The organism is Paenibacillus sp. LRG-1 (genome assembly GCF_057220305.1).
In genome coordinates this window covers 5,304,042-5,321,974 of the sequence record NZ_CM170126.1, presented here as the reverse complement: position 1 = coordinate 5,321,974, position 17,933 = coordinate 5,304,042, and the positions used below count along the sequence as shown (strand labels likewise).

The following is a 17,933-nucleotide window of genomic DNA, read 5'->3' as shown; positions in this document are numbered from 1 at the left end:
TGATCTGAAATACACACTGTGGAGGTGCAGGATATATGATGTTTGGAAGATTTACGGAACGTGCACAGAAAGTGCTTGCTTTGGCTCAGGAAGAAGCTGTTCGATTGGGACACAACAACATTGGCACAGAGCACATTTTGCTAGGCCTCATTCGTGAAGGTGAAGGAATAGCCGCGAAAGCCTTAATCGGTTTAGGGCTGGGACTGGAAAAAATCCAGGATGAAGTGGAAACGCTGATTGGACGCGGTCAAGAGCAACCGACGAACATTGCCTATACTCCACGCGCCAAAAAAGTCATTGAACTGTCTATGGATGAAGCCCGCAAACTGGGTCATACCTATGTAGGTACAGAACATATTTTGCTTGGTCTTATTCGTGAAGGCGAAGGCGTAGCAGCACGTGTACTGAACAACTTGGGCATCAGTCTGAACAAAGCGCGTCAGCAAGTGCTTCAATTGCTCGGCAGCAGCGAGGCTGTTTCCAGTCATCACGGTGCTCCAGCTAATGTCAGCACGCCAACTCTGGACAGTCTGGCACGCGATCTGACGGCATCTGCGAAGGAAAACAACCTGGACCCTGTTATTGGGCGTAGCAAGGAAATTGAACGCGTAATTCAGGTGCTCAGCCGCCGTACAAAGAACAATCCGGTTCTGATTGGTGAGCCTGGGGTAGGTAAAACGGCGATTGCCGAAGGATTGGCCCAAAAAATCATAGCAAATGAGATTCCCGAAACGTTGCGTGACAAGCGCGTAATGACACTGGATATGGGGTCTGTGGTAGCAGGCACCAAGTATCGTGGTGAATTCGAGGATCGTTTGAAAAAAATTATGGACGAGATTCGTCAAGCGGGTAATATCGTGTTGTTCATTGATGAGCTGCATACGCTGATTGGTGCTGGTGGAGCGGAAGGCGCAATTGATGCGTCCAACATCCTGAAGCCTGCTCTGGCACGTGGCGAGCTGCAATGCATCGGTGCGACCACGCTCGATGAATACCGCAAATATATTGAGAAAGATGCTGCCTTGGAACGTCGTTTTCAACCAATTACAGTGGATCAACCTTCTCCAGAAGAGGCGATTCAAATCTTGTATGGTCTGCGTGACCGTTACGAAGCGCATCACCGTGTAAAGATCACAGATGAGGCTATTGAAGCGGCCGTAAAATTGTCAGATCGTTATATCACCGACCGCTTCCTGCCAGATAAGGCTATTGACCTTATTGATGAAGCGGGCTCCAAAGTAAGGCTGAATTCTTACACTGTACCGCCAAACCTGAAACAGCTGGAAAACCGTCTGGAAGATATCCGTAAGGAAAAGGATTCAGCGGTACAAAGTCAGGAGTTTGAAAAAGCGGCAGCGCTGCGTGATACAGAGCAAAAAATCCGTGAAGAGCTAGACGTGACGAAAAACCAATGGAAAGAACAACAGGGTCGTACAGATTCTGAAGTTACACCAGAGGATATCGCTCAGGTCGTTGCAATCTGGACAGGTGTTCCAGTCAGCAAGCTGAAAGAGGAAGAAACACACCGCTTGTTGAATATGGAAGAGTTGCTGCATGAGCGGGTAATTGGACAGGATGAAGCAGTTAAGGCAGTAAGCCGGGCGATTCGCCGGGCACGTGCCGGACTGAAAGATCCGAAGCGTCCAATCGGTTCCTTTATTTTCCTCGGCCCAACTGGGGTTGGTAAAACAGAGTTGGCACGCGCCTTGGCTGAATCCATGTTTGGAGATGAAAATGCGGTTATCCGTATTGATATGTCCGAATATATGGAGAAGCACTCCACGTCCCGTCTGGTAGGAGCACCTCCAGGGTATGTTGGATATGAAGAAGGCGGTCAACTGACTGAGAAGGTACGTCGTAAGCCATACTCTGTTGTGTTGCTGGATGAAATTGAAAAAGCACACCCAGAAGTATTCAATATTCTTCTGCAAGTGCTGGAAGATGGTCGTCTAACAGATTCCAAAGGTCGTGTCGTCGATTTCCGTAACACACTCATCATCCTAACATCTAATGTTGGTGCACAGGCGATTAAACGTAACTCCACGCTTGGTTTTACAGCTGTAGTGGACGCTGGGGCGGATTACGATAATATGAAGGGCAAAGTGATGGATGAACTGAAGAAAAGCTTCCGTCCTGAGTTCTTGAACCGGATTGATGAAATTATCGTTTTCCATTCTCTCGAAGAAAAACATATTGCCGAAATTGTATCACTCATGTCTGAGGAGCTGCGTAAGCGCCTGAATGAGTATGAGGTGGACTTCGAGTTGACAGATAACGCTAAAAAATTCCTTGCCAAGGAAGGCTTTGATCCAGCGTATGGTGCGCGTCCATTGCGTCGTGCAATCCAGAAGCATATTGAAGATCGCCTGTCCGAGGAACTGTTGACTGGCAACATTACTAAAGGTGACTCTCTCTTCATTGATGAGGAGAATGGCGCATTGACTGTAACGAAAAAGGATAATGTATCTGCCAAGTCCTAAAGCAGTTTACTAAATAAATAGTAGAAAAGGGTGTCTCGCAGGCTGGAAAGCTATTGCGAAGACACCCTTTTTGTGTATAAAACACGGTAAAATGGTTGGGTAAATGCTTTGGGAAAGTTTGTGATATTGCTTTACGTCCGCCAAGCTTCAATGGTAAACTTTTATTGTTACAGCTCTTTCTGGGCTGTATGAACATAAATTTGACATTATCGTCGTCAATAAGGAGCCCAGGAATAAAGTATGGCTAAAGTGAAAACTAAATTTTCCTGTACGGAATGTGGTTATGAATCGCCCAAATGGTACGGAAAATGTCCTGGATGCCAGGCATGGAATTCCATGGTCGAAGAAACGGAAAGCGTTGTAAAAACTCAAGGAATGGGGTCTTCCCTTCTTACTCATAGCACAAAAGACAAGCCACTCCCTATTATAGAGGTGGAGAGTGGCAAAGAAACACGAATTTTGACGGGAATTGGCGAATTGAATCGAGTACTCGGTGGAGGTGTGGTGCCGGGTTCACTCGTTTTGGTGGGCGGTGATCCGGGAATCGGTAAATCTACGCTTATGCTGCAAACATCTAATGAGCTGGCTTTAACTGGTTTAAAGGTGCTGTACGTGTCTGGTGAGGAATCTGTCCGTCAAACGAAACTACGTGCAGATCGGCTTGGTGCCTTGTCCCCCAGCCTATACGTATTATGTGAGACGAATTTGGAGACGATTGAAGAAGCGGTGGACAGCTTGAAGCCGGAATTTTTGGTCATCGACTCGATACAGACCGTATATTTGCCTGAGGTGACGAGTGCACCAGGTAGTGTGGCTCAGGTGCGGGAGTGTACTTCACGCTTTATGCGAATTGCCAAGGGGCTAGGTATTGCTACGGTATTGGTGGGACATGTGACCAAGGAAGGGGCCATTGCAGGTCCACGTTTGTTGGAACATATGGTTGATTGTGTGCTTTATTTTGAAGGAGAGCGTCATCATACGTATCGGCTTTTGCGTGCAGTTAAAAACCGTTTCGGTTCTACAAATGAAATTGGTATTTTTGAAATGGCTGAAAGCGGTTTGCGTGAGGTGTCAAATCCTTCTGAACTATTCCTGTCTGAACGACCACTGGGGGTAGCGGGTTCTACTGTTGTAGCCAGTATGGAAGGAACCCGACCTGTATTGGTTGAACTGCAAGCATTGATTGCAGCTACGCATTTTCCATCTCCGCGCCGAATGGGCACAGGAGTCGATCATCATCGAATGGGATTAATCATAGCCGTGCTAGAAAAGCGGATGGGCATGTTTTTGCAAAACCAGGACGCCTATCTCAACGTAGCTGGAGGCGTGAAGTTGGATGAACCGGCGGTGGATTTGGCTATAGCTGTGAGCATTGCTTCCAGCTTTAGGGATGCTCCTACCAAGCCGTACGACGTGATTTTTGGCGAGGTGGGACTGACAGGTGAGGTGCGTGCGGTATCCCGAGCAGAACAGCGAGTACGGGAAGCGGAGAAACTAGGTTTCAAACGGGTGATCATGCCGGAGAAAAGCTTGAAGGGCTGGACACATCCGAAAGGGATTCAAATTATAGGAGTAGGAACGGTGGCAGATGCACTGGCAGCCGCATTAGATTAGGGGGCATTGAGAATGAAAGAAGCGAGCCAACTGGATAAAATGAACGATTTGCTGCGGCTTGTGGCACCGGGAACTCCCTTTCGCGACGGGTTGGAAAACGTTTTGCGTGCCAAAACGGGTGCTCTTCTGGTCGTTGGCTATAGCCCAGAAGTTATGGAAGTCGTGGATGGCGGTTTCTCCATTAATTGTGATTTTTCGCCGAACTATTTGTATGAGTTGGCTAAAATGGACGGCGCAATCATATTGAGCGAGGATTTAAAACGAATTTTATATGCCAATACGCAACTGATTCCGGACTCCTCCATTTCTTCAATTGAAACAGGAATTCGGCACCGGACAGCAGAACGAGTTGCAAAGCAGACTGGCAAACTAGTGGTTTCTATTTCCCAGCGGCGTAATATTATTACCTTGTATCAGGGGACATTACGGTATGCCCTCAAGGAAATCGGGGTTATTTTGACGAAAGCCAATCAGGCTATTCAGACGTTAGAGAAATATAGATCCGTGTTGGGGCAAGCCTCTACGAATTTGACAGCGTCTGAATTTGAAGAGCTGGTTACCATGCCGGAGGTCGTTAATGTCATCCAGCGGATCGAAATGGTACTGCGCATCAAAATGGAGATCAAACGATTTATTAACGAGCTCGGAAATGAGGGCCGTCTGATTAGTATGCAGATGGAAGAGCTTGTCAGCAACATTGAGGAAGAAGCATGGTTGCTGTATAAGGATTATGCCAAAGACGATAGCGACGAGAAAATTCGTGAAATTATATTGGGACTCAAACGTTCTACGGACGACGAATTGTTGGATGTGAATCATATTGTACGTTTACTAGGCTACCCTTCTTCAGCTGCGACATCAGAAGAGTATATTGCTGCACGCGGCTATCGGGTACTGAACAAGATACCGCGTTTGCCGAATGTGATTATTCATAATCTGGTGGAGCGGTTTGGACGTTTTCCGCATGTCATGACAGCAACGATAGAAGAACTGGATGAAGTGGATGGTATTGGAGAGGTTCGTGCGCGTACGATTAAAGAAGGTCTTAAACGTTTGCAGGAACAAGTTTTCATTGACAGGCAAATGTAAATGTAATACAGTGAAAGGATTATAATGGAACAATTCATACATTGAGGTGAAGAGATGATTACCAAATCAATTCCGAACATGTGTACCTTAGGTAACTTGTTTCTCGGAATGATCGCCATTTTATTGGCTGTAGACGGAAAATACAGTCTTGCCGCTATTATGGTTATTGTCGCCATGTTGTTGGACGGACTGGATGGAAGGATGGCCCGGGTCCTGAATGCCCAAAGCGAATTCGGTAAAGAACTGGACTCCTTATCAGATATGATATCTTTTGGTGTTGCTCCCGCAGTTATTATGTACATGGTTGCTTTTCATGATGCGAATTCGGCTCTCGCTTGGACGGTTACTGCCATTTTCCCGATGTGCGGAGCGTTGCGTTTGGCTCGATTTAACGTACGTCCTGGTGTACCAGGTTATTTTACGGGTTTGCCAATTCCGGCAGCAGGTGGCGTATTAGCCACTTTGTCCTTATTCCATAACGATATTTCATTGTTATACATGTCGATTGCCATGTTGCTGGTTTCTTATTTGATGGTCAGCTCCATGAGATATCCTAATTTTAAAAAGGTCGGCCTCCCCAAAAAAGCGATCTGGGTTGCTCCATGGGTCGTAATTGCAGCGGTGGTGTTGGCTGTTAAATTCCCTGACCAGCTGTCGAAGCTGATTTTTGTACCGCTGGTGCTGTATGCATTGTATGGCATGAAGCTGAACATTCGTAAGCTGTCACGCAGACGTGGACGTGGACGTGGTCGGGAGCGTTCCAGTCAGGAAGAACAGGACGATCAATATCGTCATTCACAGCGTTAGTATCAAGCAAGAATAAGAATAAGCATTTATTTCCTTGAAGCATTTCAGGGAGATAAATGCTTTTTTTTTATGCATAAAAAGTGAAAACACAGGGTTAGTTATGATGAAAATGGATCATACTGGTAAGAGAAATGCTATGTATCCAATAAATAGCAGACTATATGAAAAGAAAATAAAGGAGGTATAGAGACTCAATGTGGAGAAAGGCTATTTTAACTTTTACAGGATTGTGCGGAGCATGGTTTGGCTATACGTTATACCAGCGGGTAGGAGGCATTGTAACGTGGATGCCGCAATGGTTGAGTGATGGGTCTTTACCAGGAATGATTGTTTGGATGATGGCGGGAGCAGTGCTATTTATGGCTGGGTGTTCATTCGCAGGGGCATCCGTGGCGAATCGGTTGCAGCAGGGCATTGAAGGCTTGGTACGAATTCCGATGAACGAGATGATGGCAGGTGTGATTGGTTTAGCGGTGGGATTGATACTTTCCTTAGCAGTTTACCCGCTTTTTTCATGGTTGGGGGCCCCGGGTCAACTTATCCAGACGGCTGTTACCGTGATATGCGGATATGTAGGATTGATGGTTGGGCTAGAAAAGCGGGACGAGCTGTCATCCTTTTGGAGTTCTGGTTTTTTTGGTCGGGGAACGGGTGTAGAAGAACGCAAGCTGGAGGAACATAAAATATTGGACACCAGCGTCATTATAGATGGGCGTATTGCGGATATTTGCAAGACAGGTTTTATTGAAGGAACAATTGTAATTCCTGAATTTGTGCTGGAGGAGCTTCAGCATATTGCAGATTCATCAGATTTACTTAAGCGTAATCGTGGACGGCGAGGTCTGGATATTTTGAATAAAATCCAAAAAGAACTGGATGTAAATGTACTCATTTACGAAGGTGATTTTGAGGAAATTTCAGAGGTCGACAGTAAGTTGGTTAAGCTGGCAAAGGTGTTACAGGGTAAAGTTGTAACTAATGATTTTAACCTGAATAAAGTATGCGAACTTCAAGGTGTATCAGTGCTGAATATTAACGATTTGGCGAATGCAGTGAAGCCTGTCGTACTGCCCGGTGAGGAAATTATGGTGCAGATTATTAAAGACGGCAAGGAGCATGGGCAGGGTGTAGCCTATCTGGATGATGGCACGATGATTGTTGTAGAAGGCGGACGTGACTATATTGGCTCTCTGATGGAGGTGCTGGTCACGAGTGTACTTCAGACCTCAGCCGGCCGTATGATCTTTGCCAAACCGAAATTATTGGAAAAAGCTCAATAAACGCGGTATGATGAAGTAGATGTGTTATCATACGGATCGTCCAAGTGCGATCAGGGCAGGAGTTATTTGAATGAACAATCGGGTAGGAGTTGTCATTGTGGCAGCAGGGCGCGGCTCCCGTATGGGGACGCAGGAGAGCAAGCAATTTCTGCTTTTGCGGGACAAGCCCATCTTCATACATACACTTGAAATATTCGCAGCTATGCCCGAAGTGGATGAAATGGTGATGGTGACTGGGACAGGAGATGTGGAACGCTGCCGAGATTGGATTCATCAATACAAAATCGGTAAAAATGTACGGGTGGTGGCTGGTGGCAGTGAACGCCAGCATTCGGTTTATCGCGGTCTGCGCCACTTACAAGCAGATTGGGTGATGGTGCATGATGGTGTGCGTCCACTAATTCAACCTGAGCTTGTACGTTCATGCCTTGAGGCAGCCCAGCGTACTGGTGCTTCTGTAGCAGCAGTACCTGTAAAGGATACAGTCAAGCAAGTGAACGGGGATGGTATCATTACAGCAACGCCGGATCGCCGAAGTCTGTGGAGTATTCAAACGCCACAGACTTTTCGTCTTTCCGATCTGCTGCGAGCCTATGAGGAAGCGGAGCAGTCGGGATTCTTGGGAACAGATGATTCTATGCTGATAGAGCGGCTTGGAATTCCGGTTACTGTCGTTCAAGGCAGCTACAAGAACATCAAAATTACTACGCCTGAGGATTTGGATATGGCGGCGTTATGGGTAAAAACAGAGGGAGAGGATATCAAGTGATCAGAGTGGGACAAGGATTTGACGTCCACCAGCTGGTGGAAGGAAGGCCATGCATCATCGGAGGTATAAACATTCCGTATGAAAAAGGTTTGTTGGGCCATTCCGATGCAGACGTGCTGCTACATGCCATTAGCGATGCCATCTTGGGCGCGCTTGGCTTGGGAGACATCGGGAAGCATTTTCCGGATAACGACCCAGAATTTAAGGATGCTGACAGTCTTAAGCTACTGGAGCATGTGTGGGGACTAGCTAAAGAGCGAGGATATCGCTTGGGGAATATTGATTCTACGATTATCGCACAAAAGCCCAAAATGGCATCGTATATTCCGCAGATGAATGAAGTCATCGCTCGGGCGCTGGAAGCAGAGGAGCTATCCCAGGTGAACGTCAAGGCGACCACGACAGAGCAACTCGGGTTTCCCGGACGGGGTGAAGGAATCGCGGCTCAATCGGTTGTCTGTCTTATCAAGTAAATGCTATCATCTTGAGTAATTCAATTTGGAGGAGATTATATGAGCACGGAAGTTCGTGTACGTTATGCACCAAGCCCTACAGGGCATCTGCACATTGGAAATGCCAGAACGGCATTATTTAATTATTTGTTTGCCCGCAATCAAGGTGGGAAATTTATTATTCGTATCGAAGACACAGATGTGAAGCGCAATATTGAGGGCGGAGAAGAAAGCCAACTTAAATATTTGAAATGGTTGGGTATGGACTGGGATGAGAGCGTAGACGTGGGAGGCGAGTTTGGACCTTATCGTCAGACTGAACGCTTGGACATATATAAAACGTACTGGCAGGATTTGCTGGACCGTGGTTTGGCTTACCGTTGTTACTGCACTGAAGAAGAGCTGGAGCGCGAGCGTGAAGAGCAGACGGCACGTGGGGAGACACCACGATATTCTGGAAAACATCGTGATCTAACAGAAGAACAGTGCCAGGCATTTGAAGCAGAGGGCCGTGTACCAAGTATTCGTTTTCGCGTACCGGAAGATCGTGAATATACGTTTGACGATATCGTAAAAGGTCAAATTACATTCAATTCCAAGGAAAGCGGCGATTTTGTTATCGTCAAAAAGGATGGTATTCCGACATATAACTTCGCAGTAGCAGTTGACGATTATTTGATGAAAATATCGCATGTACTACGGGGCGAAGACCATGTTTCCAATACACCGCGGCAGTTGATGATCTTTGAAGCTCTTGGCTGGGAGCCGCCACGCTTCGGTCATATGACGCTGATTGTAGGCGAGGATCACAAAAAGCTCAGTAAGCGTAACGAATCCATTATTCAGTTCATGGAGCAGTATGACAAGTTGGGCTATCTGCCAGAAGCTATATTCAACTTTATTGCACTGCTGGGCTGGTCCCCGGAAGGCGAAGAAGAGATCTATGATCGGGAACAACTGATTTCGATTTTCGATCCTAATCGTTTGTCCAAAAGTCCGGCTGTGTTTGATACAAATAAGCTTGCTTACCTGAACAATCACTATATTAAAAAGGCTGATCCTGAGCGAATTGCCAGCATGGCGATTCCACATCTCCAGGCAGCGGGGCTGTTGCCGACTGAACTGTCTGCGGAACAACTGGATTGGGCTAAGGCCCTGGTTCGCTTATACCAGGAACAGATGACTTCTGCATCGGATATTGTAGCGTTGTCTGAGTTGTTTTTCCGTTCACATCTGGAACTGGATGCTGAAGCAGCAGCTGTATTGGCCGAAGAGCAGGTTCCGGAGGTACTTAGAGCTTTTGCAGGTAAAGTTGAAACGAGCGAGGAATTTACAGCTCCACAAATGGCTAAGCTGATCAAGGAAGTTCAAAAGGAAACCGGTTTTAAGGGAAAACAACTATTCATGCCGATTCGTGTGGCTCTTACAGGCCAAACTCATGGACGGGATCTGAATGAAACTATCTTTTTGCTCGGACGTGACAAGGTACTGGATCGTCTTAAGGCACAAATTAAAGGCTGATGTTTCTTGTCAATTTGTTGTCTTTTCGCTATAATGACTCCATTGATACGGATTGATATTTACGTGTAAAGGCTGCGAACAGGAGAAGTACACTGCATAAGGGCATCTGCCAGAGAGGACGGTCGAGGGGAAACCCCAGGCTGAGAGCCGTCCAGATGACCTGCGGAGGAAATGCGCCTGGGAGCCGTGCGCCCGAACTCTCATTAGCGTCAAATGCTGATGTGACAAGGGCGTGCCGAATCGTTCCCGTTACAGGACGCTAAAGACGAACTGCTCTGCTTTTTTATGCAGCAGGTATGTTCGAAGCAGAGTGGGACCACGTTCATGCGTCTCTGCAGCTTAGGCTGCGGAGGCGCTTTTTCTTTTTTATCAGACTCAGACTCATTATAGATAGAAAAATGTCGAAGAGTGCTGGTGGATGCGAAAATTGGCGGAACGTGAAGTGTTGTGATGATGCGGCAAGGATATGAAGGGAATAGGAGGGCGACATGTTCAGACATTTCAAATCCGACATTCAGACTGTTTTGGATAATGATCCGGCCGCCCGGAGTAAGCTTGAGGTCATTTTTACGTATTCCGGCGTTCATGCCCTTTGGGCACACCGAATCGCACATTGGTTTTATTTGCGAAACTGGTGTACTCTAGCCCGTGTTATATCCCAGGTATCGAGGTTTATGACAGGCATTGAAATTCATCCTGGCGCTCGTATCGGAGATCGGCTGTTCATTGACCATGGCATGGGAGTTGTCATCGGTGAAACCTGTGAGATTGGCGACGATGTCGTATTGTATCAGGGGGTCACACTCGGCGGGACTGGGAAAGAGAAAGGGAAGCGCCATCCGACCATTGGGAATAATGTTGTTATCGGCTCTGGTGCGAAGATATTGGGCTCTTTTACGATTGGGGCACAGTCCAACATTGGCTCCAACTCGGTTGTGCTCAAAGAAGTCCCACCAAACAGTACGGTGGTGGGCATCCCGGGGCGAGTTGTCAGACAGGATGGTAGGCGGCCAGACCGACTTAGTCATCAATTGCCTGATCCGGTTGTGGACTCTATGAGAGAACTTCAACGGGAAATTGAACGTTTGCGTGCAGAAATATCTGATTTGAAGGATGGGCCATCCGCTCAGAAACATCAGGTGACCCAAGAGAATAAATTAGAAAAATGATTTTCATGAGGGAGGAACATAACAATGCCGCTTCAAATTTATAATACAATGACGAGGAGTCGGGAGCCTTTTGTGCCACTGGAGCCTGGAAAGGTTAAAATGTATGTATGCGGACCTACCGTGTATGATTACATTCATATTGGCAATGCACGACCTGTAATTGTATTTGACGTGGTGCGGAGCTACCTGGAGTACTTGGGCTATGATGTAAACTATGTGGTGAATTTTACGGATGTCGATGATAAACTAATCCGCAAAGCTCGGGAACTTGATATGGATGTTTCGGCAGTTGCTGAGAAATTTATTGCTGCCTACCATGAGGATCTGGCAGGATTGAATGTTCCTGCTGCCAGCATGAACCCTCGTGTAACAGAGAGTATGGACCTGATTATTGATTTTATTAAGGAATTGGTAGACAAAGGCTATGCTTATGAAAATGATGGCGATGTATTCTATCGGACCAAAAAGTTCAAAGATTACGGACAACTATCAGGTCAAAATCTGGAAGAGCTTCAGTTCGGAATTCGCATCAATGTGGATGAACGCAAGGAAAATGCCGAGGATTTTGTACTCTGGAAGGCAGCGAAGCCGGGTGAAATTCATTGGTCGAGCCCTTGGGGAGATGGACGACCAGGCTGGCATATCGAATGCTCTGCTATGGCTCGCCACTATTTAGGGGATACACTGGATATTCATGGGGGCGGACAGGATCTGCAATTTCCGCATCATGAATGTGAATGCGCACAATCTGAAGTGATTACGGGTAAGCCTTTATCTCGCTACTGGATGCATAACGGATATATTCGCATTGATAATGAAAAAATGTCGAAATCACTCGGTAATGGTATTTTGGTTAAAGATTTGCGCGCTCACCACAAGCCGGAGGCTTTACGTTATTTTATGTTGTCGACACATTACCGGAATCCGTTGAACTATAACCAAGAGACTATGAGTCAGGCGGAGAACAGTGTCGAGCGGATCGCCAATGCAGTTGCCAATGTGAAGCATCGTTTAGCTAATGCGCTGGAAGGTAATGGGGGAGTATCGACGGAACTGCAAACGAAGCTCGATGGAATTTTGCAGCAGTTTGGCGAAAAAATGAATGATGATTTCAATACACCTGATGCGATTACTGCTGTATTTGATTGGGTTAGCGAAGCAAACCATTTGTTGCAGCGAGATGTCGTACATCAGGCGGAACTACAAGCTGTATTGCATACCTTTCATTCGATGAATAGCGTACTTCGCATTTATTCGGAACCGAGTGAAGAGTTGCTGGATGACGAAATCGAGCAGTTAATTGCAGAACGTGTCGAAGCTCGTAAGACCAAAAACTGGGGTAGAGCTGACGAAATTCGCGATCTGTTGGCTGCAAAAGGCATTGTGCTTGAAGATACGGCGCAGGGTATGCGGTGGCGGCGAAAATGAGTGATAAGCCAATGAACTCAGAAGCATCGGAAGGTACGGGGAACTGGTTCCCGTACCCTGCATCCAAGCCAGCCCGTTTGATGCCCCCCATTGCACTAGCTTACATTGGTGATGCAGTGTACGAGGTAGCTGTCCGGCAATATTTGTTGGCTCAGCCTAACCTGCGTCCAAACTATCTGCATCGGCGAGCCACAGGGCTAGTCTCCGCCAAGGCGCAGAGTCGCATGTTGGGGCTATTGGAAAAGGTACTAACGGAAGAAGAACGCGATATTGTCCGACAAGGAAGAAATGCTAAATCAGGAAGTTTGCCCAAAAATGCTGATGTGCTTGAGTATCGGCATGCCACTGCACTGGAAGGGTTGGTTGGATCTCTTTATTGTGATGGACATTTGGACAGATTAAGAGAGTTGATTACGTTCGGAATTGCACAAATGGAAAATACAGAAAAATCATAAATGGGAACGGACTGGATGGAACAAGCATCGTCCGTTTCCCGGGAGGAAGCTAGAGATGGAAGAAGAATGGATTGCCGGTAAGCATTCGGTAACGGAGGCATTGCGTTCAGGCAGAACGATAAATAAAATATGGATTGCGGATAATGCACAAAAACATTTGACGCTGCCGATTACAGCTGAGGCGAAAAAAGCAGGAATCATTGTTTTGCAGGTGGACAAGCGTAAGCTGGATCAAATGGTTCCGGGCATTCAGCATCAGGGAGTGGTCGCGCAAGCTGCGCCTTTTGCCTATGTTGAAGTGGAAGAATTGCTCGCCACTGCTCGTGATAAGGGAGAAGAGCCGTTTTTAATTTTGCTGGATGAGATTGAAGACCCTCATAATTTGGGCTCCATCCTTCGTACAGCGGACTGTACTGGAGCGCATGGTGTTATTGTGCCGAAAAGGCGTTCTGCAGCTGTAACTGTAACGGTGTCCAAAACATCGGCAGGTGCTGTGGAGTACGTCCCGGTGGCGCGTGTAAACAATCTGGGACAAACCATTGACCGTCTTAAAGAAGAGGGTGTATGGGTAGTTGGTACGGATGTTACAGCGAAAGACCCTGTCTTTGGGAATGGAGTATTCACGGGACCGGTAGCCATTGTCATTGGTAACGAAAATAAAGGGATGGGCCGTTTGATCCGTGAGAAATGCGATGTACTCGTCAAGCTGCCAATGGCGGGGCAAATTAATTCCCTTAATGCTTCTGTAGCTGCAGGTGTTGTCATGTACGAAGTATTGCGCGGACGACAGGCACGGGGCTAACGATATGGCTGACATGCGGGATGTTCTGCTTGTGGACGGTTACAATATGATTGGAGCCTGGCCCGAACTTTCCGCACTGGTACAATCTGGTATGCAGGAAGCGAGGGACAGACTTCTTGAACGGCTGGCGGATCATCAGGCGTATTCCGGCAGAAGAGTCATCGTCGTATTTGATGCTTACAGGGTGCCAGGATTAGGTAAAACTTTTGCCCAGAGCAAAGTCCAGATTTATTTTACCAGAGAAAAAGAAACTGCTGATGAGTGCATCGAGCGATTGGTTCGAGAGCTGAGCAGTAAAAGAAGAAGTATTTACGTAGCCACAAGCGATCAGGTAGAGCAACATGTCGCATTTGGACAAGGTGCACTCAGGGTGTCGGCGCGGGAATTACTGATCGAGATTGAGGAATCCGAAAGGGAAGTGCAGAAGCGAATCCAGCAGGATAGTGCCAAATTGTCCCGTAACTCGCTAGATGCCAAACTGAGTCCGGAGCTTCGAAAGTTGTTTGAACGATGGAGAAGAGAATAAACCAATAATTGGACCCTTCTCCATTTTGAAACCATTGACAATTTTGTTAGCGCTCTTCTTTTTTAGGTTGTTGTGGTTGACGGTATCAGGTTACATCGCGTATACTTGTCGTATATTTGAGAGAGTAACGGGTACCTTGCGTTGCAGCCGGAGGGATTGTTAGTGAGTGTGGACCTCAAGGATATCATGTTGTCAAAGTTTGATTACAAAAATGATGAAGACATTGTCGGAGCAGTCCATGAAGGTGATGGGGAAGCGCTGGAGTTTCTGATTAACAAATACCGAAACTTTGTGCGGGCCAAGGCCAGATCCTACTTCCTGATTGGTGCTGATCGCGAGGATATTATTCAGGAGGGCATGATTGGTCTCTACAAATCCATTCGTGATTTTAAGGGAGACAAGCTTGCTTCGTTCAAGGCTTTCGCCGAGTTGTGCATTACACGACAGATTATTACGGCAATTAAGACGGCTACACGACAAAAGCACATTCCTCTGAACTCTTACGTATCTCTGGACAAGCCCATCTATGATGAAGAGTCAGACCGGACGTTGCTCGATGTGATTTGCGGAACACAAGTAAGTGACCCTGAAGAGCTGATAATCAATCAGGAAGAGTTTGTGGGCCTTGAGGACAAGATGTCCGAGATTCTGAGCGAGCTGGAACGCAAGGTACTTATGTTGTATCTAGACGGACGTTCGTATCAGGAGATTGCAGAGGATCTTGACCGCCATGTGAAATCCATTGATAACGCGCTGCAACGGGTCAAGCGTAAACTTGAAAAGTATCTGGAAGTAAGAGATAGTTGAAAGTAGAGGCTGACAGGGAAAAGGCTCGAGTCCGAGTCTTTTTTTATTCGTTATAGGTAGATTATGCAGGTTTATAAGTGTTACAAATGATTTATACTAAAAAAGATGAATAATAGATATCGCCTTGATTTTTGAAGCAGCTTTTCAGAGAACAGTTTTAAAGGATGCACAGATGTTAAAATGCACCACAGCCGGGACTGCGAATTGTATGCAAACATTCGTTGACATGGAAAACCCCGTGTGATAAAGTGTTTTAGGTAGGCCTAAATTCGCGGTTTTTTTTAGGATCAATTATGAGACTTCCGGTGTTGGATGTCTTCGGGAGGTGCACATCATGCGGGTAATTATTACTTTGGCTTGTACAACATGCAAACAAAGAAATTACACAACGACGAAAAACAAGCGTAATCACCCCGACCGCATGGAGATGAAGAAATTCTGTAAGTCCTGTAACGAACAGACTTCTCATCGGGAAACCAGATAGTTTTTGGAGGTGTAGTCGGCGTGAAACGCAGTTTCAAGTCTCTGTTTTCCTTTTTCTCTGAAAGCTGGGCTGAACTCAAGAAGGTTCGCTGGCCCAATCGTAAAGAACTGACCAACTATACGCTGATTGTCATAGGGACAATTGCGTTCGTCACGATTTATTTTTGGGTTCTCGATATCGGCATTTCCGCTGTGATCGAAGCGATTATCTAGGAAGGGTTCCAGGTGGCTTGATATGGAAAAAAGATGGTACGTCGTTCATACCTATTCAGGGTATGAGAACAAAGTCAAAGCCAATTTGGAAAAACGCGTTGAGTCCATGGGCATGGAAGACAAGATATTCCGTGTTCTTGTTCCTATGGAAGAAGAACTGGTAACCAAGGACGGTAAGAAAAAAACCGTTATGCGTAAAGTCTACCCTGGTTATGTCTTAGTCGAAATGGTCCAAACCGACGACTCATGGTATGTTGTACGCAACACACCAGGTGTTACGGGATTTGTAGGGTCGACAGGCTCGGGTTCCAAACCGACGCCATTGCTTCCAGAAGAAGTTGAACAGATTCTGAAGCATATGGGCATGGTAGAGCCGAAACCGAAGATTGAATTCGATGTTAAGGAATCCGTGCGAATTAAAGTTGGTCCTTTTGCGAATTTTGTGGGCTCCGTGGAAGAAATTTTGGTTGAGAAGAGCAAGCTTAAGGTTCACGTCAACATGTTTGGACGGGAAACCCCGCTTGAGTTGGATTATACTCAAGTGGAGAAAATATAGATTTTTCTTACAGGTTTCTTGTGGGAGGATCGATAGGTCCGTCTACCACTATTGAGTCAAGGAGGTGTCATCCATGGCAAAAAAGGTAATTAAAATGGTAAAACTGCAGATTCCTGCAGGGAAAGCTAATCCAGCGCCTCCAGTAGGTCCAGCTTTGGGTCAAGCAGGTGTCAACATCATGGCATTCTGTAAAGAGTTCAATGCTCGTACTGCTGATCAAGCAGGCCTGATTATTCCGGTTGAAATTTCGGTATTTGAGGATCGTTCTTTTACGTTCATCACGAAAACTCCACCGGCTGCTGTTCTGTTGAAAGTTGCTGCTAAAATCGAAAAAGGTTCCGGTGAACCGAATAAAACGAAAGTTGCAACTGTAAATCGCGCTGCTGTTCGTCAAATTGCAGAGCAAAAAATGCCTGACCTTAACGCAGCTTCCGTAGAATCGGCAATGCGTATGGTTGAAGGTACTGCTCGCAGCATGGGTATCACCATCGTAGATTAATTTTATTAATCTACGTGTGCCGGCAGTTTGACTGTCCGGCAAGTGTGGGAGGAATATCCGCTAATACCACATAAGGAGGAAAACATTATGGCTAAACATGGTAAGAAGTACCTGGAAGCTGCTAAGCTGATTGACAGCGAAGCAACTTACGAGCCTTTAGAAGCCGTTGAACTGGTGAAAAAGGCTGCGACTGCTAAATTCGACGAAACCGTTGAAGCAGCAGTTCGTCTGGGCGTAGATTCCCGTAAACAAGACCAGGCTGTTCGTGGTGTTGTTGTCCTGCCGCATGGTACGGGTAAAACACAACGTGTTCTGGTATTTGCAAAAGGTGACAAAGTGAAAGAAGCGGAAGCGGCTGGCGCTGATTTTGTTGGTGATCAAGATATGATCAACAAAATCCAACAAGGCTGGTTCGAATTCGACGTCTGCGTTGCGACACCTGATATGATGAGTGAGGTTGGTAAACTGGGTCGTTTGCTCGGTGGTAAAGGTTTGATGCCTAACCCTAAAGCAGGCACAGTTACTTTCGACGTTGCCAAGGCTGTTCAAGAAATTAAAGCGGGTAAAATCGAATACCGTCTCGACAAAGCCGGTCAAATTCATGCGCCAATCGGCAAAGCTTCCTTCAGTGCTGAACAGCTGAACGAGAACCTTAAAGCCTTGGTTGAAGCCTTGAACCGTGCGAAGCCAGCGGCTGCTAAAGGTGTATACCTGAAAAACATCGCTATTTCTTCGACTATGGGACCAAGTGCACGTGTGAACGCATCTGTTTACAGATAATATTTTGATTGACACACTCAATCAAATTTGTTATTCTATAAAAGTTGTGAGTCCTTGTGACTGACCATTAAAGTTGAATATGCTTACCGTAGACAGTAGGTGCCTTCGGGCTTAATTTCCTACCGAGGTGTTATGATAGAACGTTTCATGTGACGGGCTTGTCCCGTCCATGTAGATTTATCAAGCCTTCGTACTCTACGGAG

The 17,933-nt window shown here is 46.4% G+C and carries 19 protein-coding genes and 1 other annotated feature (1 of these 20 only partly in view); all 19 genes read left to right on the top strand.

Features of this window, described 5'->3' with window-relative positions; translation table 11 throughout:
• The first annotated feature begins 35 nt into the window (after positions 1-35).
• The 19 genes from clpC to rplA all read left to right on the top strand — a co-directional run bounded on the left by clpC (position 36) and on the right by rplA (position 17,730).
• Positions 36-2,480: an ATP-dependent protease ATP-binding subunit ClpC gene (clpC, locus tag ACUUJN_RS23685; protein WP_023990572.1), complete on the top strand. Its 2,445-nt coding sequence runs from the start codon at positions 36-38 to the stop codon at positions 2,478-2,480.
• A gap of 240 nt (positions 2,481-2,720) precedes the next feature.
• Positions 2,721-4,094, top strand: coding sequence for a DNA repair protein RadA (gene radA / locus ACUUJN_RS23680; protein ID WP_013312184.1), 1,374 nt, complete (start codon positions 2,721-2,723; stop codon positions 4,092-4,094).
• Positions 4,095-4,106: 12 nt separating this feature from the next.
• Positions 4,107-5,183, top strand: a complete 1,077-nt coding sequence (gene disA, locus ACUUJN_RS23675) for a DNA integrity scanning diadenylate cyclase DisA (RefSeq protein ID WP_013373290.1) — start codon at positions 4,107-4,109, stop codon at positions 5,181-5,183.
• 54 nt (positions 5,184-5,237) lie between these two features.
• On the top strand, positions 5,238-5,990 hold the full coding sequence (gene pssA, locus ACUUJN_RS23670) for a CDP-diacylglycerol--serine O-phosphatidyltransferase (RefSeq protein ID WP_071558182.1): 753 nt from the start codon (positions 5,238-5,240) through the stop codon (positions 5,988-5,990).
• A gap of 194 nt (positions 5,991-6,184) precedes the next feature.
• The gene (locus tag ACUUJN_RS23665; RefSeq protein WP_023990569.1) at positions 6,185-7,270 is read left to right on the top strand and encodes a PIN/TRAM domain-containing protein; all 1,086 of its coding nucleotides are present in this window, start codon (positions 6,185-6,187) and stop codon (positions 7,268-7,270) included.
• Between the two features lie 70 nt (positions 7,271-7,340).
• Positions 7,341-8,039, top strand: a complete 699-nt coding sequence (gene ispD / locus ACUUJN_RS23660) for a 2-C-methyl-D-erythritol 4-phosphate cytidylyltransferase (RefSeq protein ID WP_053326187.1) — start codon at positions 7,341-7,343, stop codon at positions 8,037-8,039.
• On the top strand, positions 8,036-8,512 hold the full coding sequence (ispF, locus tag ACUUJN_RS23655) for a 2-C-methyl-D-erythritol 2,4-cyclodiphosphate synthase (RefSeq protein ID WP_023990567.1): 477 nt from the start codon (positions 8,036-8,038) through the stop codon (positions 8,510-8,512). Before ispD ends, ispF begins: the two co-directional genes overlap by 4 nt.
• A 39-nt stretch (positions 8,513-8,551) precedes the next feature.
• Positions 8,552-10,012 carry a glutamate--tRNA ligase gene (gltX, locus tag ACUUJN_RS23650; protein ID WP_013312178.1) on the top strand — a complete coding sequence of 487 codons (1,461 nt, stop codon included), beginning with the start codon at positions 8,552-8,554 and terminating at the stop codon, positions 10,010-10,012.
• Positions 10,013-10,500: 488 nt separating this feature from the next.
• Positions 10,501-11,181: a serine O-acetyltransferase gene (gene cysE / locus ACUUJN_RS23645; protein ID WP_013312176.1), complete on the top strand. Its 681-nt coding sequence runs from the start codon at positions 10,501-10,503 to the stop codon at positions 11,179-11,181.
• Between the two features lie 24 nt (positions 11,182-11,205).
• Positions 11,206-12,609, top strand: a complete 1,404-nt coding sequence (gene cysS / locus ACUUJN_RS23640) for a cysteine--tRNA ligase (RefSeq protein ID WP_025723808.1) — start codon at positions 11,206-11,208, stop codon at positions 12,607-12,609.
• A complete protein-coding gene (locus tag ACUUJN_RS23635) occupies positions 12,606-13,064 on the top strand; it encodes a Mini-ribonuclease 3 (RefSeq protein WP_339201003.1) in 459 nt (152 codons plus the stop codon). The genes cysS and ACUUJN_RS23635 overlap by 4 nt, the downstream gene beginning before the upstream one ends.
• Positions 13,065-13,119: 55 nt before the next feature.
• Positions 13,120-13,866 (top strand): 23S rRNA (guanosine(2251)-2'-O)-methyltransferase RlmB, encoded by a 747-nt coding sequence (gene rlmB, locus ACUUJN_RS23630; protein WP_023990564.1) that lies wholly within the window; start codon positions 13,120-13,122, stop codon positions 13,864-13,866.
• A gap of 4 nt (positions 13,867-13,870) precedes the next feature.
• Complete coding sequence (locus ACUUJN_RS23625; protein ID WP_023990563.1) at positions 13,871-14,392, top strand: NYN domain-containing protein; 522 nt, start codon at positions 13,871-13,873, stop codon at positions 14,390-14,392.
• 162 nt (positions 14,393-14,554) lie between these two features.
• Positions 14,555-15,199, top strand: a complete 645-nt coding sequence (gene sigH / locus ACUUJN_RS23620; RefSeq protein ID WP_016324748.1) for an RNA polymerase sporulation sigma factor SigH — start codon at positions 14,555-14,557, stop codon at positions 15,197-15,199.
• A 334-nt stretch (positions 15,200-15,533) separates the two neighbouring features.
• On the top strand, positions 15,534-15,683 hold the full coding sequence (gene rpmG, locus ACUUJN_RS23615) for a 50S ribosomal protein L33 (protein ID WP_023990562.1): 150 nt from the start codon (positions 15,534-15,536) through the stop codon (positions 15,681-15,683).
• A gap of 20 nt (positions 15,684-15,703) precedes the next feature.
• Positions 15,704-15,895 carry a preprotein translocase subunit SecE gene (secE, locus tag ACUUJN_RS23610; RefSeq protein ID WP_013312170.1) on the top strand — a complete coding sequence of 64 codons (192 nt, stop codon included), beginning with the start codon at positions 15,704-15,706 and terminating at the stop codon, positions 15,893-15,895.
• 22 nt (positions 15,896-15,917) lie between these two features.
• The gene (nusG, locus tag ACUUJN_RS23605; RefSeq protein ID WP_007432596.1) at positions 15,918-16,451 is read left to right on the top strand and encodes a transcription termination/antitermination protein NusG; all 534 of its coding nucleotides are present in this window, start codon (positions 15,918-15,920) and stop codon (positions 16,449-16,451) included.
• A gap of 73 nt (positions 16,452-16,524) precedes the next feature.
• A complete protein-coding gene (gene rplK / locus ACUUJN_RS23600) occupies positions 16,525-16,950 on the top strand; it encodes a 50S ribosomal protein L11 (RefSeq protein ID WP_007432595.1) in 426 nt (141 codons plus the stop codon).
• 87 nt (positions 16,951-17,037) lie between these two features.
• Positions 17,038-17,730 carry a 50S ribosomal protein L1 gene (gene rplA, locus ACUUJN_RS23595; protein WP_013312169.1) on the top strand — a complete coding sequence of 231 codons (693 nt, stop codon included), beginning with the start codon at positions 17,038-17,040 and terminating at the stop codon, positions 17,728-17,730.
• 68 nt (positions 17,731-17,798) lie between these two features.
• Positions 17,799-17,933 (top strand) — a sequence feature (ribosomal protein L10 leader region) (it continues 17 nt past the right edge of the window).

Excerpts from the sequence above, each read along its gene's own strand:
- gltX (WP_013312178.1), top strand. The coding sequence starts at position 8,552 with ATGAGCACGGAAGTTCGTGTACGTTATGCACCAAGCCCTACAGGGCAT.
- ACUUJN_RS23635 (WP_339201003.1), top strand. The coding sequence starts at position 12,606 with ATGAGTGATAAGCCAATGAACTCAGAAGCATCGGAAGGTACGGGGAAC.
- rplA (WP_013312169.1), top strand. The coding sequence starts at position 17,038 with ATGGCTAAACATGGTAAGAAGTACCTGGAAGCTGCTAAGCTGATTGAC.
- ACUUJN_RS23625 (WP_023990563.1), top strand. The coding sequence starts at position 13,871 with ATGGCTGACATGCGGGATGTTCTGCTTGTGGACGGTTACAATATGATT.
- rplK (WP_007432595.1), top strand. The coding sequence starts at position 16,525 with ATGGCAAAAAAGGTAATTAAAATGGTAAAACTGCAGATTCCTGCAGGG.
- pssA (WP_071558182.1), top strand. The coding sequence starts at position 5,238 with ATGATTACCAAATCAATTCCGAACATGTGTACCTTAGGTAACTTGTTT.
- ispD (WP_053326187.1), top strand. The coding sequence starts at position 7,341 with ATGAACAATCGGGTAGGAGTTGTCATTGTGGCAGCAGGGCGCGGCTCC.
- rlmB (WP_023990564.1), top strand. The coding sequence starts at position 13,120 with ATGGAAGAAGAATGGATTGCCGGTAAGCATTCGGTAACGGAGGCATTG.
- radA (WP_013312184.1), top strand. The coding sequence starts at position 2,721 with ATGGCTAAAGTGAAAACTAAATTTTCCTGTACGGAATGTGGTTATGAA.
- clpC (WP_023990572.1), top strand. The coding sequence starts at position 36 with ATGATGTTTGGAAGATTTACGGAACGTGCACAGAAAGTGCTTGCTTTG.
- ACUUJN_RS23665 (WP_023990569.1), top strand. The coding sequence starts at position 6,185 with ATGTGGAGAAAGGCTATTTTAACTTTTACAGGATTGTGCGGAGCATGG.
- nusG (WP_007432596.1), top strand. The coding sequence starts at position 15,918 with ATGGAAAAAAGATGGTACGTCGTTCATACCTATTCAGGGTATGAGAAC.
- cysE (WP_013312176.1), top strand. The coding sequence starts at position 10,501 with ATGTTCAGACATTTCAAATCCGACATTCAGACTGTTTTGGATAATGAT.
- disA (WP_013373290.1), top strand. The coding sequence starts at position 4,107 with ATGAAAGAAGCGAGCCAACTGGATAAAATGAACGATTTGCTGCGGCTT.
- cysS (WP_025723808.1), top strand. The coding sequence starts at position 11,206 with ATGCCGCTTCAAATTTATAATACAATGACGAGGAGTCGGGAGCCTTTT.
- rpmG (WP_023990562.1), top strand. The coding sequence starts at position 15,534 with ATGCGGGTAATTATTACTTTGGCTTGTACAACATGCAAACAAAGAAAT.